The 14,325-nt window shown below is 47.0% G+C and carries 14 protein-coding genes; 10 read left to right on the top strand and 4 right to left on the bottom strand.

Annotated features, from left to right (window positions below):
• Positions 1 to 3: 3 nt before the first annotated feature.
• Both cyoE and EHO61_RS03695 read right to left on the bottom strand, forming a co-directional pair.
• A complete protein-coding gene (gene cyoE, locus EHO61_RS03700; protein ID WP_135812266.1) occupies positions 4 to 870 on the bottom strand; it encodes a heme o synthase in 867 nt (288 codons plus the stop codon).
• Positions 871 to 874: 4 nt separating this feature from the next.
• A complete protein-coding gene (locus tag EHO61_RS03695; RefSeq protein ID WP_135812265.1) occupies positions 875 to 1,819 on the bottom strand; it encodes a COX15/CtaA family protein in 945 nt (314 codons plus the stop codon).
• A gap of 321 nt (positions 1,820 to 2,140) precedes the next feature.
• Here EHO61_RS03695 and EHO61_RS17190 point away from each other — a divergent pair, with 321 nt between their 5' ends.
• From EHO61_RS17190 to EHO61_RS03650, 10 genes are all read left to right on the top strand, one after another.
• The gene (locus tag EHO61_RS17190; RefSeq protein ID WP_167884797.1) at positions 2,141 to 2,299 is read left to right on the top strand and encodes a hypothetical protein; all 159 of its coding nucleotides are present in this window, start codon (positions 2,141 to 2,143) and stop codon (positions 2,297 to 2,299) included.
• Positions 2,300 to 2,339: 40 nt separating this feature from the next.
• Positions 2,340 to 3,173, top strand: a complete 834-nt coding sequence (locus EHO61_RS03690) for an SCO family protein (RefSeq protein WP_425460327.1) — start codon at positions 2,340 to 2,342, stop codon at positions 3,171 to 3,173.
• 21 nt (positions 3,174 to 3,194) lie between these two features.
• Positions 3,195 to 4,217 (top strand): cytochrome c oxidase subunit II, encoded by a 1,023-nt coding sequence (gene coxB / locus EHO61_RS03685; protein WP_135812263.1) that lies wholly within the window; start codon positions 3,195 to 3,197, stop codon positions 4,215 to 4,217.
• A gap of 11 nt (positions 4,218 to 4,228) precedes the next feature.
• Positions 4,229 to 5,830, top strand: a complete 1,602-nt coding sequence (gene ctaD, locus EHO61_RS03680) for a cytochrome c oxidase subunit I (protein WP_135812262.1) — start codon at positions 4,229 to 4,231, stop codon at positions 5,828 to 5,830.
• Positions 5,817 to 6,581 (top strand): cytochrome c oxidase subunit 3 family protein, encoded by a 765-nt coding sequence (locus EHO61_RS03675; protein WP_135812261.1) that lies wholly within the window; start codon positions 5,817 to 5,819, stop codon positions 6,579 to 6,581. The genes ctaD and EHO61_RS03675 overlap by 14 nt, the downstream gene beginning before the upstream one ends.
• Positions 6,582 to 6,736: 155 nt before the next feature.
• Positions 6,737 to 7,396 (top strand): hypothetical protein, encoded by a 660-nt coding sequence (locus EHO61_RS03670; RefSeq protein ID WP_135812260.1) that lies wholly within the window; start codon positions 6,737 to 6,739, stop codon positions 7,394 to 7,396.
• A gap of 124 nt (positions 7,397 to 7,520) precedes the next feature.
• Complete coding sequence (locus EHO61_RS03665; RefSeq protein WP_135767297.1) at positions 7,521 to 8,075, top strand: CarD family transcriptional regulator; 555 nt, start codon at positions 7,521 to 7,523, stop codon at positions 8,073 to 8,075.
• 42 nt (positions 8,076 to 8,117) lie between these two features.
• A complete protein-coding gene (locus EHO61_RS03660; protein WP_135812259.1) occupies positions 8,118 to 9,404 on the top strand; it encodes a PIN/TRAM domain-containing protein in 1,287 nt (428 codons plus the stop codon).
• A gap of 156 nt (positions 9,405 to 9,560) precedes the next feature.
• Complete coding sequence (gene pckA / locus EHO61_RS03655; RefSeq protein ID WP_135812258.1) at positions 9,561 to 11,159, top strand: phosphoenolpyruvate carboxykinase (ATP); 1,599 nt, start codon at positions 9,561 to 9,563, stop codon at positions 11,157 to 11,159.
• 207 nt (positions 11,160 to 11,366) lie between these two features.
• Complete coding sequence (locus EHO61_RS03650) at positions 11,367 to 11,651, top strand: phasin-related domain-containing protein (protein ID WP_135767300.1); 285 nt, start codon at positions 11,367 to 11,369, stop codon at positions 11,649 to 11,651.
• A 76-nt stretch (positions 11,652 to 11,727) separates the two neighbouring features.
• On the opposite strand, the gene EHO61_RS03645 is transcribed toward EHO61_RS03650, so the two are convergent.
• A complete protein-coding gene (locus tag EHO61_RS03645) occupies positions 11,728 to 12,450 on the bottom strand; it encodes a hypothetical protein (RefSeq protein ID WP_135812257.1) in 723 nt (240 codons plus the stop codon).
• 1 nt (position 12,451) lies between these two features.
• The gene (locus EHO61_RS03640) at positions 12,452 to 14,290 is read right to left on the bottom strand and encodes a CHAT domain-containing protein (protein ID WP_135812256.1); all 1,839 of its coding nucleotides are present in this window, start codon (positions 14,288 to 14,290) and stop codon (positions 12,452 to 12,454) included.
• Between the last annotated feature and the right edge of the window lie 35 nt (positions 14,291 to 14,325).

Here is a 14,325-nt window from a genome sequence, read left to right as displayed (position 1 = left end):
CGCTTACGCGATCGCGTGATCGACGAGGATGAGAATATTGACTAAAAATAGATGAAGGATGCTGAAAAAGAAAAACCCACGAGCGAATTTCGGCTCCGGATTGAGAAAGAGCTTAAAGGACAGATACAGAATCGCGGCACTCAGCAGTATGGCCGATATTAGGTAAAGAGTTCCCATTGAAGGTTCCGCCCAGTAAAAATACAGGACGGAACATACGTAGAGGACCGTATAGAATAGGATGGAACGGCCCGTCTCTTTCACCCCTTTTACGACCGGGAGCATCGGAAAATTCGCATCGCTATAGTCTTCCTTAAGAAAAATCGCGAGAGCCCAGAAATGCGCCGGAGTCCAGAGGAATATCATCAGGAAAAGAATCCAAGACGGGAGCGGGAGCGAATTACTCGCGGCCGCGTATCCGATTAAAGGGCCAACGCAACCTGCGACTCCGCCGATCACTATATTTTGGTGCGTTCTCGGTTTTAAAATGATCGTATAGAGAAATACGTACGCCACCAAAGCGGAAAAGGCACAAAGAGCCGTAAGTAAATTTGCGAAATAGTAGAGTATCGCAAAGGAAAGAGTCATCAGGATGAAACCTACTGCGAGAGCTTTCAGGGAACTGATCCGTCCCGCCGGAATCGGTCTATTTGCAGTCCGTTTCATTTTGGCGTCTTTATCTTTCTCGATCACCTGATTGAAGATGAAGGACGCGGAAGACATCAGGAAGGTTCCGAACAGGGTGGCAAATAGAAGTAAGCCCGGCGGTGAAGTTTGCGAACCTAAATAGAGTCCGGGAACGGCGGTAGCCAAAACCAAAGAGGAAACCCTAGGTTTTAGTAACAGATTCCAGTCCGAAAAAAATTGGTTCATAGGATTAGGAAACCTTTCCTTCGGCCGATTCCCGGGCCCGTAAAATCCAAACGGCATACATCGCGCAAAGTAGCAAGACTGCGACACCGGTGTGGGCGGCGGTCACCAGTTTGGGCAACTTGTACATCACATTCAAGATTCCTAATAGGAATTGTAAAAGAACGAGAACTACCGATATCCGGACGTACTTCTTTATTTTCTGGGAGAATCCATTTAGAGTTCCGTAAAGATTTACCACGAAGACGAAAAAAACGACTAGATAAGCTCCGAATCTATGTTGTACCTGGATTGCGGTTTTTTCTTCGTAAACGCTCGGAATCCATTCTCCGTTACAGGTTGGAAATTCCGGACAGGCAAGTCCGGCATAATGGGAACTCACTCTTGCTCCTAAAACGATTTGAAGAAGAATGATTAGCACTCCGATGAACAGAACGATCTGTCCGCCTGAAAAGAGATTTTTCGGTGAAAAATACGAAGGATTGGTATTGGTAGCTCCAGTTTCCATTTCTCTGGCCTTCATCGTTGCGGTCACGATGCAAAGCAGAAACAGGATCGCATTCAACAAATGTAGATTCACTGAAGTGGGATCGAGCAAAAGGGTAACGGTCAGCCTGCCTAGATTTGCCTGTGACGCTATGAGGAGGATCGCTAAGATAAAATATTTTAGGAAAGGCTTACGGAGCTCGTCGGAAACGGAAACCCAAATCGTTCCACCCAATAGAATGAATCCCAGAATCATCGAATAGTAGCGATGGCCGACTTCCATGAAGATACCGAAATCGAAATCGGGAAAAACCTTCCCGAAACAGAGGGGCCAATCGGGGCAAGCCAAGCCGGAATCGGTGGCTCTTACCAAAGGTCCGTACAAAAGGTTCAAAAAAACCAGGAAGGAATAAACGCTAAGATAAAGGGAAAATTTGCGAATTTGAGAGAAACCCGACACAGTCATAGAATTTTCGGATCCGAAGGCCTTTGGAGACCATACTCGGAGCCTCGCATTTGCGGGCAAGATATTTGGCGGTCGATTCTTGTTTCTTCTCTGAGACTAAATCTCACGGATCAGAGAAAGGGAATGTGGACGCGGATTTGACTTCGAAATCGGAAAAAAGAATGAAAAGGGTTCGAATTTATGTCCGAAACTTCTCGAAACTCTTAGGCGAGCAAAAACGCTTCCAAAAAAAACCTACCCCTTTGAAACTGGCGAGTGATTCCGCTTTGCAACGGAAAGCGAGAATCGTTTCCCTCTTAACGACTTAGGAGTTGTTCCTCAATGAGCCAGAACGACCATTACAATAAAGCAGGATTTTGGACGTTTATCGTGGTGTTAGCCGCAAATATTCTTTACTTCATTTATCTTTCTTTCGTCCATCCGGGCGTAAAAGATTACAACACCGTCGTTCCCTCGGCTACGGCGGGACAGGCGAAGTAAGGACCGGCAGTTTTTTCGGTTTTTCCACTTGGATTTCCGGATTCTTTCAAAATTCGCATTTCGTTTAACAACGCTTTTTGCGCTGGTTATCCCCTTTTCGACCCTTTTTTCCTTCGACACCGAAAAGCGTCTTCCTCCCCACGAAGTTCCTCCCGAACTCCAGGGAGTCGGAGTAGTGGAAAAGCTGGGAGATTCCATCGATCGGAATCTCGTTTTCGTGAATGAGGAAGGAAAGCAGGTCAAGCTCGGCGATTATCTGGAGGACGGAAAACCGCTTCTTTTGACTCTGATCTACTACCGATGTCCCACTCTTTGTAATTTTCATCTGAACGGGATTTCCGACGTGCTGAAACAGTTGAATTGGCAGGTCGGCAAAGAGTTCAAATATGTCGCGGTGAGCTTTGATCCGAAGGAAAAACCGGAATTGGCCAAACCCAAAAAGGACGCATACGTAAAAGATTACGGTCGCGGAGACGGATCCGGATGGAGCTTTTTAACCGGAAAGGATCCGGAAATCAAAGCGTTGGCATCCAGTCTCGGCTTTTCCTACAAATGGAATCCTGAAAATGAGCAATGGGTTCACGAATCCGTGGCCTATGTGATTACGCCTGAAGGAAAAATTTCTCGCTATTTGAAAGGGATCATGTTCGATGAGAGGACTCTTAGGCTCTCTTTGGTGGAAGCAAGCAACGGCAAAATCGGCGATTTGAGCGATCGGATCGCCCTTTTTTGCTTCCAATTTGATCCATCCAAAAATAGGTATACATTATACGCTTACAATATTATGCGAGTCGGCGCTTTCTTTACGATGATCGCCCTCGCAGCGTTCTTATTCCGCTTTTGGAAGAAACAAAACTCGAATATCAACACATAAGGAAGGAGTGATTTCGATCCGATGAACTGGTACCATTTTATTACGGCCACGAGCTTTATGCCGGTTCCGGCTTCTGCAGCTGCGGCCGGTGTGGATTATCTTTACGCGTTCTTACTAATCTCAGGCTTGGTTTCTTTCGTGATTCTGATTGGCGGGATGACGATCTTTATCATCCGGTACAGAAGACAGTCCGAAACCCAAAAAAGCGCTTACATTACTCATAACACATTGGCGGAATTTCTCTGGTCCTTCATTCCCTTCGTGATCATGATGGTGATCTTCGCTTGGGGATGGGTCGTCTTTGACGATCTGAGAAAGGTCGGCGTTGTGGGAGATGTGGAAGTTCACGTGACTGCTCGCCAATGGGCCTGGTCTTTTCAATACAAAGACGGCTTTAAGGTAAGCAGCCCTACTTCGGATAAACTGAATCCGGAGATCGCGAATTCCACTCTTTTGAAACCGGGAATCGTAGTGCTTCCACTCGGAAAAACCGTTCGTTTTATTCTCACTTCCGACGACGTTCTGCACAGTTTCTACGTTCCCGCTTTTCGCAACAAGATGGATGCGGTTCCTGGCAGAAGGACCACGTTTACGTTTAAGCCGATTGAAAAAGGTGATTTTACGGTATTCTGTACCGAATATTGCGGAACTTCCCACTCCAATATGATGGCGACCATCCGAGTAGTGGATTCCGAGCAATATGCGGCCTGGATCGGCGAGCAACAAGCTGCCGCAGCGAATGCTGGAAAAGCGAATCCTGCGGATAAAGGAAAGGCGCTGTATACCGAGTTGGGTTGCAATAGTTGCCATTCCGTAGATGGATCCCGGATCGTAGGTCCTTCCTTCAAAGGGCTCTATGGAAACAAACGTGAATTCGCCGACGGATCCACCGGAAAGGGAGACGACGAATATATTAAGCAGTCCATTCTCGTTCCTACCGCTAAAATCGTCGCAGGCTTTCCTCCCGCTATGCCTTCTTTCCAAGGAAGGGTATCGAACGAGCAGATGACCGATATCATAGAATTCATTAAGACGCTTAAATAGGAGCACGGACAATGTCACACGCAGCTACTAGCGCACATACCGAACATAATTACTTGAACCATCAAAAAGGGATCTGGTCGTGGTTGACCACTCTGGATCACAAACGGATCGGGGTTATGTATTTTATCGCCATCATGTCTTTCTTTCTGTTGGGAGGAATTTTCGCACTTTTGGTTCGTGCGGAATTGTTCACCCCGGGTAAGACTCTGTTTTCGGCGGATGTCTATAACAGGATGATGACCTACCATGGTGCGATCATGGTGTTCCTGGTGATCGTTCCCGGAATTCCTGCCATTTTCGGTAACTTTGTCCTGCCGATTATGATTGGCGCAAAAGACGTCGCTTTTCCGAGATTGAACTTGATGAGTTGGTATATGCTGATGATCGGCGCTCTGATCACCGGTTCCACACTATTCATGGATCGTGTCGACACGGGTTGGACGTTCTATACTCCGTATTCTTCCATTAAGACCGGAATGGGCGTGATCCCCTTGGTACTCGGGGTTTTTATCATCGGATTTTCTTCCATTCTGACGGGACTCAACTTCATCGTTACCACGCACAAGCTTCGTGCACCCGGAATCACGATGACTCGTATCCCTCTGATGGTTTGGGCTCTGTATTCCACCGCCATTCTGCAAGTTTTAGCCACTCCGGTTCTTGCGATCACCTTGTTGCTCTTGGTGGCCGAAAAAACCTTAGGCGTGGGAATTTTTGATCCGCAATTGGGTGGAGATCCCGTTCTCTTCCAGCATTTCTTCTGGTTTTATTCGCACCCTGCCGTTTATATCATGATCCTCCCTGCAATGGGCGTGATCTCCGAATTGGTAGCAACCTTCTCCCGCAAAGTGATCTTCGGGTATACGGCAATCGCGTACTCTTCACTCGCGATTGCAGGGGTTTCTTTCTTGGTTTGGGGACACCACATGTTCGTATCCGGGCAATCCGAATTTGCCGGCTTACTCTTCTCCGTAATTACGATGCTCGTAGGAGTTCCTACGGCGATCAAATTGTTCAACTGGATCGCGACGATGTATCGCGGAAGTGTCCGATTGGACGCTCCTATGCTCTTTGCATTGGGATTCATGTTCCTATTCACCATCGGGGGACTTACCGGAGTGTATCTGGCTTCCACCGGAATGGACATCCACTTCCACGACACGTATTTCGTGGTGGCCCACTTCCATTACGTGATGGTGGGAGGAACCTTGATGGCACTCATGGGGGCCTTGATCTATTGGTTCCCGAAAGTGACCGGCAAAATGACCAACGACACGCTAGGAAGAATCTCCTGGGTCTTTATCTTTTCCGGATTCAACGTGACTTTCTATCCTCAGTTTATCTTAGGCGCAATGGGAATGCCTCGTAGATACTACGATTATCTTCCCACGTTTACCGAATTGAATCAGATGTCGACGGTTGGATCTTGGCTGATCGGAACCGGGTTTATCGTGGGTTTAATCGCGGTAATTCACGGATTGATCGCCGGCGAAAAAGCAGGAAATGATCCTTGGGGGGGAAAAACCCTGGAATGGACGATTCCCTCTCCGCCACCTCATGAAAATTTCGAAAAAACCCCAGTCGTAACGGGAGGACCCTATGAGTACCGCTAATCACGCGGGTTTTCACCACGCTCATCACTTCGACAGCGCGGAACACCAATACCAATCCTCCAAGCAGGGGATTTGGCTCTTTTTAGTAACTGAAATTCTCATGTTCGGCGGCTTGTTCGTCGGATATGCGATTTATCATTCGTTGTATCCCCAGATTTTCCATGCAGGAAGCAAGCAGCTTTCCGTCACTCTTGGTGCTGTAAACACGGTAGTACTGTTGTTCAGCTCCTTTACGATGGCCTTGGGAATCAATTTCGTCCAGCGCGGATTACGTCTGAAAGCGATCATTGCTCTTGCGGTAACGATTGCATGCGCGTTGATCTTCATGGTAGTGAAGTATTTCGAATACACGCACAAATTTCATGTGGGTACGGTTCCTGGAAAATACGCTTACACTGATGACACTCGTTCCACTACGAAAGTTGCCGCTCTTGTTAAAGAGGCTGGGCAAGTTTCCGTTGAGGAACGTGAACATACTCTGCATATGGACGAAGAGGAATACAAACACCTTCGTCTATTGAACGATACCCATAACTGGCCGCTGTTCTTCGGATTCTACTTCGTAATGACGGGTATTCATGGTTTGCACGTTCTTGCAGGTGCCTGTTTGATTTTCTGGGTACTCCTTAAGGTACTCCGAAATAAGGTAGGGCCGGAATATTATACTCCTGTCGAAGGCGTAGGCTTATTTTGGCACGTCGTCGACTTGATCTGGATTTACTTATTCCCGCTGCTTTACCTTGTCGGGTAGAAAAAAGAGATCTTAGAAAGGGAAAGGCCGGTGTTCTACCGGCCTTTTTTATTTCCTCCAGGAACCCTCCCGACGGATTTTTGCGAAGATTCGTCGCAAAATCGACCGATACTAAAAATGGACATCGCAGATTCCGCCTAAGGTCGAGATCAATCATGCAAAATATAGATTATTCCCGCAGACTGAAGCAAACGGGGACTAGAACCGCATCTCCGGGAAGAGCTCCGGATTCACAGCCGACCGTCCAAACGATACAATATGTAAGAGGCTCCTCTTCTCCGATCCGATCTTTTCCAAGTTCTCGGTCCGTCTTTCTGGTTTTGATCGGTGCGATTTCCATATTTACCGGAGGAGTTGTCGTAGGCCTTCGATTAGACCAAAAAGAGCAGGCATTTTCCCAAAACGAAACTCGGTCCTTTTACAATGCCGGAAAGTCCAACAAAAACGTCCGGTCCGAATCTCTCGAAGAGCGGGAAAATTCAGGACAGATCCGAAACGGTGCCGAATCTGAATCCACTGCGGTTCGGAATCCTGCCCCTACTTTCGGAAGCGGGTTAAAATTTCCCGCAAAGCCGGACCTTGAGAATTTTTTTATTTCCATACCTACCAGCGATTCGCTGGAGGCGATGGAAGTCGGAAAGAAATTACTACGAGCTAGGCCTGAATTCCAGGGAAGGATATTCAGGTCGGGCCAAGGGGAACTTTTTATCGGGTATTTTTACGATCAGGCCGAAGCTTCCCGGGCCTTGGATTCCGTAAAACCTCTGAACGACCCGATTTTCCATGGTTCTAGAATCCACAAAACAAGATTATAATTTGGGACTGCTTCCGAAAAGACCCGAAGCAAACGGAATCGAGTAAAACCCTTTTTTTCCTTGACTTCCGGCTAAAATTTGCTATATTTCTAGGCAGAGTTTTAACGGAAGTCTTAATAACTAATTGGCTAGCAAAAAGAAACAATCTGGCTACGATCATGGCGTGGGAGACTACGTCGTATATCCGATCCACGGTGTTGGTGAAATTACCGAAATCGCTAAAAAAGTTATCCTGGGTAAGAAGAAAGAATGCTACGTCATGGAGATCCAGGGTAGCAAGATGAAAGTGATGATCCCCGTTGATAAGGCGAAACAGGTCGGGATCCGGCCCATCATCGACAAGAAGGATATCAAGAAAGTCATCAATTTACTCAAGAAAGATGAGATCGATACGGAAGAGGATTGGAAAATCAGGTACCAAAATAACCTGAATAAGATTAAGTCCGGTTCGATTTTCGAAGTAGCGGATGTCTGTCGAAATTTATTTCGCAGAGCGAACGGTAAGGAACTTTCCATTATGGAACGCAAGTTGTACGAAAGCGCGTACAACCTGGTGAAAATGGAAGTGGCCTTAAGTAAGGGAGTTTCTCAAGAAGAAGCGGGAAACCTCGTATCCGACGTGTTGGCCAGCTCTTTCGCCACCGGCGATAAAGTAGCTGTGGCGGCCGACGAAGAATAATTCCGAATAAAACTCGAGTCTATTATTTGAAGGATTTGGGTTATGGGTTACCTATACAAAGGCCTTACGGCTATCCTCCTTTCTTCTCTGTCGTTTTTTGTGACGCAGAAGCAGACCCAAGATTGGGTTCTTGCCGGTTCTCTTGCGGGACTGGTTCTCGTGGTTTCTCTCGTACTTTTATTTGGAGAAGCAAAATTATTTCCTAAGTTTCGTGCCGACGTACTTTTCTGCGTCGGAATCGGAATCCTCCTGGGGTTTTCTTTAGCTTGGTTTCTCGGAACCATCGTTCGGTTCGAGGAATTGAATTTAGCGCTGTATCTGATCTTAGGATTATTTGGAGCGAGAATCGGAAAGGCTTTCGCAAAAGAACCTGGCCTTGCCATTTTCGGCGGTGGTACCGGCGGTCCGCAAGGAATGGATCCTTTCGGAGTGGCGGTTATCAATAAGGACGAAGTTCGCGATAAAATTCTAGATACTTCCGTAGTCATCGACGGGCGCATTTTGGATATCGCGGATACTCATTTTATCGACGGTCCTTTGATTCTGCCGAATTTCGTTTTACGCGAGATCCAGTTGATCAGCGATTCTTCCGATCCTATCAAACGGGCTCGAGGAAGACGAGGATTAGAAATGCTGAATAAACTTCAGCGGAAAGGATCGATAGAAGTAAAAATTACCTACAAAGATTATTCGGATACCCGGGAAGTCGATGCGAAGTTGATCAAATTAGCGCGGGATACCGGTGGGAAAATCGTAACTAACGATTTCAATCTGAACAAAGTCGCCGAACTACAAGGCGTAAAAGTCTTGAATCTGAATACTCTCGCCAATGCGCTTAAGCCTGTCGTCCTCCCGGGAGAAGAGCTTGCGATCCAAGTCATCAAGGAAGGAAAGGACGAGAACCAAGGAATAGGTTATTTGGAAGACGGTACCATGGTGGTCATAGAAAACGGAGGTCACCTGGTCGGCAAAGAAGTCAAAGTGACCGTTACTTCCATCATCCAGACCGCCGCGGGAAAAATGATCTTTACGAAGGCCAATTCCAATGGTGGCGGCCATGATAAAAACGACCGCGGAGAAAGGGACAATCGTAACCGCGGTGGCGGTGGCGACAGAAATTTCGACCGGGATCGCGGTGATCGCCAGGAAAGGGGTCAAGAGAAAGGGGAAGATCGCGGGAATCGCGCGGAAAAACCGGATCGAGGAAACGAAGACCGTGGAAACCGGCGGGATTACCAGGACAGAAACCGGAACCGAAACCAAGGAAACCAAGACCGCGGGGACGATTTCGGAAATCGCAAGGATTTCCAAGACCAACAACAACAATAACGATCGGAAGGCGGGTCTTTTTTGGGGATCCGCCTCTTTCCTATATGGGACAGAATCTCCCGATCTAGCCATAACGGGGGCAAATTAGTCCTGGTTCCGAATTGACTCTATCTTAAACCCTAAAATATTTGAAATACGAACAGCAAGGAGCACCAAATGCAGGCCCAGACGCAAGTGAAGGGACTGAAGGAGCTCGGTATCGAGCCCTCCGAAGTCTTCCATAACCTTTCCTACGACGAAATTTTCGAGCACGAAAAGAATAACGGAGAAACCGTGATTTCTTCCAACGGCACGATGATGGTGGATACCGGGATTTTTACCGGACGTTCCCCCAAAGACAAATACTTCGTGGATGAACCCTCTTCCAACGGAAATATTTGGTGGTCCCACATCAACTTCAAAGTCTCCGAGCAGATTTTCGACGAATTACATGCAAAATGCGTAAATTACCTGAAAGGTAAAAAACTCTATGTCTTTGACGGATATGCCGGTGCGAATCCGGAAACCCGCATGGGGCTTCGCGTGGTTTCTGAAAAGGCATGGCAGCATCATTTCTGCACGAACATGTTTCTGCGCCCATCCAAAGAAGAGCTGGCCGATCTACTGCCGGAATTCACGATCATCAATGCTTGCGGAGTTAAGAACGAAAAATATAAAGAACACGGACTGAATTCCGACGTTTTCGTTATTTTTCACCTGGGTAAAAAACTCTGCATCATCGGCGGAACCGAATACGGCGGCGAGATGAAAAAAGGGATCTTCTCGGTGATGAATTATAAGTTACCGCTGCAGGGCATCGTTTCTATGCACTGCTCCGCGAATATCGGAAATAAGGACGGCGATACCGCTCTTTTCTTCGGCCTTTCCGGAACCGGAAAAACGACCCTTTCCACGGACCCGCATCGAAAACTGATCGGCGACGACGAACACGGCTGGGACGACAACGGAATCTTTAATATCGAAGGCGGTTGTTATGCGAAGGTGATCAATCTGGATCCCAAAACCGAACCTGAGATTTACGAAGCGATCAAACGCGATGCTTTGTTGGAAAACGTGGTATACGACGAAAAAACGAAGGTCGTAGATTATGCTTCCGCAGCAAAAACCGAAAATACCCGCGTTTCCTACCCGATCTACCACATCAAAAACATCCAAGTTCCGTCCAAAGGCGATCATCCTAAAGTGATCATCTTTTTGACTTATGATGCGTTCGGAGTTCTACCTCCCGTATCCAAGTTGTCTATCGAGCAAGCTATGTATCATTTCTTGTCCGGTTACACCGCTAAGGTCGCAGGAACGGAGCGCGGAATCAAAGAACCGACCGCGACTTTTTCCGCTTGTTTCGGAGCCGCTTTCATGACTTTGCATCCTACCGTATATGCGAAGTTGTTGGGTGAGAAGATGCGTAAACATAAAGTGCGCGCATATCTGATGAACACAGGTTTAGTCGGCGGCCCTTACGGAATCGGAAAGAGAATGAATCTGCCTTCCACCCGTAAGATCATCGACGAGATCATGAACGGCAACATAGATAAGGCGGAGTTTACGAAGCATCCAGTCTTTCAGATGGAATACCCGAAAACTGTGGAAGGTGTGGATAGCGCGATTTTGGATCCTCGAGCCGCATGGGCCGACAAAGCCGCTTACGACGAGACCTCCAAGAAATTGGCGAATATGTTCATCGAAAACTTCAAAAAATATGCGGAAGGATCCAAGGATTATGATTTTACCGCGTTCGGACCGAAACTAAGCTAAGTTCTCGAAGTTTTTGAAATTCTAAAAAGAGCAGGATCTTTCCTGCTCTTTTTTTTGTCCGAACGTTATGCGATGAGGAAACGGGCTTGACAATAAATTGTGCAGCGCATAAGTATTTGAATCCAGGACTTGTAGATTCCGGGTGCGGATCGCTCCGTATCTAAAAAAGAGAAAGATCCGAAGTCCGATTTGTAAAGGAATGCAACAATGGAAAAAGAAATTAAAGAAGCTCTCAATTTTGCAATAGGCGCGGCTAAAACACTTCGGGAACAAGCGGACAGCATCCTTTTAAAAGTGGAAAAAGAATTCAAAGAACTCTCAGTGAAAGGAGCTCAGGACCAGGGAGAAGTGGCGGTTAATCTTCGGAAATACATCGAAGATGCATTGCGTTCCGTGGAAGGATTGGCCGGACAAGTAAATCATAAAGTAGAAGAGGTCAAAAAGGCCGCGACTAAAAAAGGATCGAACGGAACAGGCGCAGGCCAGCAATAAGCATTTTCATCGAAAGTCCTCCGGAAGGAGGACTTTTCGGATCCACTCTCCTGAATTTCGCACCGGCATAATAATATCAGGATACAGGTAGATCTTCTTTGTCGGTTCCGAACCAAACAGCGAGTCTTTCCTCAAAGGTGACCGGCGGAGGACTCTCCATTTCGAGCTCGAAGGAAGTGTTCCAGAGAGCGATTCCATTCTGAAATTTCCGTCGAAGTAGCTTCAATATCCGGTTTCGTTGGGAGGTAAACCATTCCGATTCCGGAATTCGCTTTTCCCGCAGATAACCTTCGATCAGGTCTACCGTTCTGTAATCGGACGCAAGAGCCGAATAGGAAAAGGAATCGTCCGCGAGTTCGGAAAATACTTTCTCCCATTCCTCGGAGTTGTTTCTCTCTTTGTTTCTGCAATCGTAGGCTTGACAGATCGAGGCGCCGTAAAACGAATAATTCTGACTTCTTGCGTCTCCCGAATAAATCGGATGAATCATACATCCTATTCTTGTCTTCGCTTTTACAGGCTTGTTATCCGACTCGGAAAAATCCTCGGAAAGTTTTCCTAGAAAAGGACAGTTGTAGGTCAAAGGATCCTTTCTCGGGATTTCTTTTTCCTGCTCTTCCCGACTTTTGCGGAATTCGGCCATCGTATAAGGTCTTGTAAAATCCACGGTTGCTTTGAATTCGCGGGTTCTCTGGTCCAGTAATTCCCGAAACCGATCGGGAGAAGCGTCTAGATTGAAAAGGCCGCAACAGGCTCCGCAGGAAAACGGAACGTTTGAGTCAGGTTGGCATAAACCCAACTCAGATCCCGCCGTGAGGTAGGTTTCCTCGGGAAACGGATTTGAATCCGGGAAATGCCAGCTCTAAAACCTTTGTCTCCGGATTTTCGATGATATTACAGGCGAGAGGAAAAATCTGAAGTCGTTCCTCGTGGAAAACGATGACACGTCCCCGATATTTTTCGATCTGTTCTCCGACAAAATCCTGTTTAATCATAGGAGCGGCCACCAGCGAGGACTCGGGCTTCAAACCGCGAAAGAACAGGTGATTATTCGAATTTGTGGATACCAAGAAGACGCTGATTCTTTCGAGTTCCTCCAATTCCGTGAGCAGGTTCTCGAAATAATACTGAAACGTAATCAGATAGCCGTCGGCGGATTCGGGTTGGATCTGTCCTTTAGAATAAAATTCGATCCATTGGATCATTTTTTGGATCGTATCGCGGTTCGCAAAAAGGATTTCGGCGAGACCGGTCACGACAGGAGTGATCTGCAATTTCCGGAAATCGTGGAGACACTGGAATATCAACTCCCACCAACGTTCGATTCCGAAAGCATCGTCCGGGTTATTGGGGATGAATTTTCCGAGCGCGTGGTTTTGGTGATCGCTGAACAGGATTCCTCCCGTTACCTTGCTGAATTCCTCGAATGCGACGATCAGGTTTTCCATCAACTCGTAGGATGATAAGGATTCCGTCTTTTGCCTTTCGGTGAAGGTATAATAGGAGGAAGCGATCGGTGTGGGATAGAATTTGAAGATCAGGGACGGATTGACGATCTTATGTGCGGTACGCCCTTTCGTAGGATCGGAGGTGACGCGTATGTTCGGCTGTCCGTGAAGGCTATAATTCGTCCAAGTTAAATCGCTGGAGTCGTAATTCCGTCGCGCTTGTTCTTTGGCTAGAAACAGGGACTCTCCTACGCTTTTGTCCGCGAATAGATTCGAATAAAATTGGATGGTAAAATCGATCGTATTCTGGTTATCCGCGATTTCCCAGTTGGTCCCGATAAAACTTTTGATACCGGACATCAGGAAGGAGCCGGCGAAATTATTCATCAGATCAGAGTTTAGATTGCGAGTGGTGCTTTTATTGGATTGGCAGGAGTTCGAAAAAACCATGTCCGTGTTGAAACCGGAATTCTTGATCTCCCGGGCTTTCAAAATCTTCCCTTCCGAAATCAACCAACCGTTTTCGAGGGGATCATCCGAAAAATACAAATGGCCGGAGTAGTGGATGATGTTCTTTCCTTTGATCAGGGAGAGGAGTTTCAGTTTTGTTACCTGCTTTCCTCCGATAAATTCTATCTCCAGGCGGGAAGAAGGAACTTTTTCGCTCAGAACTCTGAACAATTGTTCTCCTTCCTTTTGTGCCCATTCCAGATCTTCGGTAGGATCCGCGATGATCAACATCCGCAGTTTTTCCTTTTCCTTAAAGGCGCCGCTATGTCCTTCTCCTCTGACGGTTTTACCGATAAAGAATTTATCCGATAAAAAACAGGTTCCGTCGTGAAGCAGTTCCCAAGGAATCACTCCTAATTTCGGATCTATATTGAAATGCAGATATTTTTCCGTGGTTAACCGGAGCTTTTCCTGAATAACAGCCGGGAAAAACTGGTCGTAAAACGTTTCTCCCAAGATTTTCAGTTCGTGGAGAATATCCGTTTCCAGAGTCGGATGACCTGAGGATTTCTGGTGGATAGCCACCGATACTCTGACTAAATTTTCGATTTCTTTAATGTATTCGAGGATCAAATCCTCGTCCATCGTGGATTGCAGATGGGATTCGGACCCGCTTCCCGAACTGTCGAGTATGTTGAATACGTTGACTGCGCCGACTCTGTCTATGATAAGATTGAGCATAGGTTCCGGGAAGAGCGGACCGGTTTCTTCCCCAA

The organism is Leptospira fluminis (assembly GCF_004771275.1).
GTDB lineage: Bacteria > Spirochaetota > Leptospiria > Leptospirales > Leptospiraceae > Leptospira_B > Leptospira_B fluminis.
This window is presented reverse-complemented; position numbering and strand designations above follow the sequence as displayed.

Coding starts and splice junctions, on each gene's coding strand:
- ctaD (WP_135812262.1), top strand. CDS start 4,229: ATGTCACACGCAGCTACTAGCGCACATACCGAACATAATTACTTGAAC.
- EHO61_RS03675 (WP_135812261.1), top strand. CDS start 5,817: ATGAGTACCGCTAATCACGCGGGTTTTCACCACGCTCATCACTTCGAC.
- EHO61_RS17190 (WP_167884797.1), top strand. CDS start 2,141: ATGAGCCAGAACGACCATTACAATAAAGCAGGATTTTGGACGTTTATC.
- EHO61_RS03660 (WP_135812259.1), top strand. CDS start 8,118: ATGGGTTACCTATACAAAGGCCTTACGGCTATCCTCCTTTCTTCTCTG.
- EHO61_RS03670 (WP_135812260.1), top strand. CDS start 6,737: ATGCAAAATATAGATTATTCCCGCAGACTGAAGCAAACGGGGACTAGA.
- EHO61_RS03640 (WP_135812256.1), bottom strand. CDS start 14,290: ATGCTCAATCTTATCATAGACAGAGTCGGCGCAGTCAACGTATTCAAC.
- EHO61_RS03650 (WP_135767300.1), top strand. CDS start 11,367: ATGGAAAAAGAAATTAAAGAAGCTCTCAATTTTGCAATAGGCGCGGCT.
- coxB (WP_135812263.1), top strand. CDS start 3,195: ATGAACTGGTACCATTTTATTACGGCCACGAGCTTTATGCCGGTTCCG.
- cyoE (WP_135812266.1), bottom strand. CDS start 870: ATGAACCAATTTTTTTCGGACTGGAATCTGTTACTAAAACCTAGGGTT.
- EHO61_RS03695 (WP_135812265.1), bottom strand. CDS start 1,819: ATGACTGTGTCGGGTTTCTCTCAAATTCGCAAATTTTCCCTTTATCTT.
- pckA (WP_135812258.1), top strand. CDS start 9,561: ATGCAGGCCCAGACGCAAGTGAAGGGACTGAAGGAGCTCGGTATCGAG.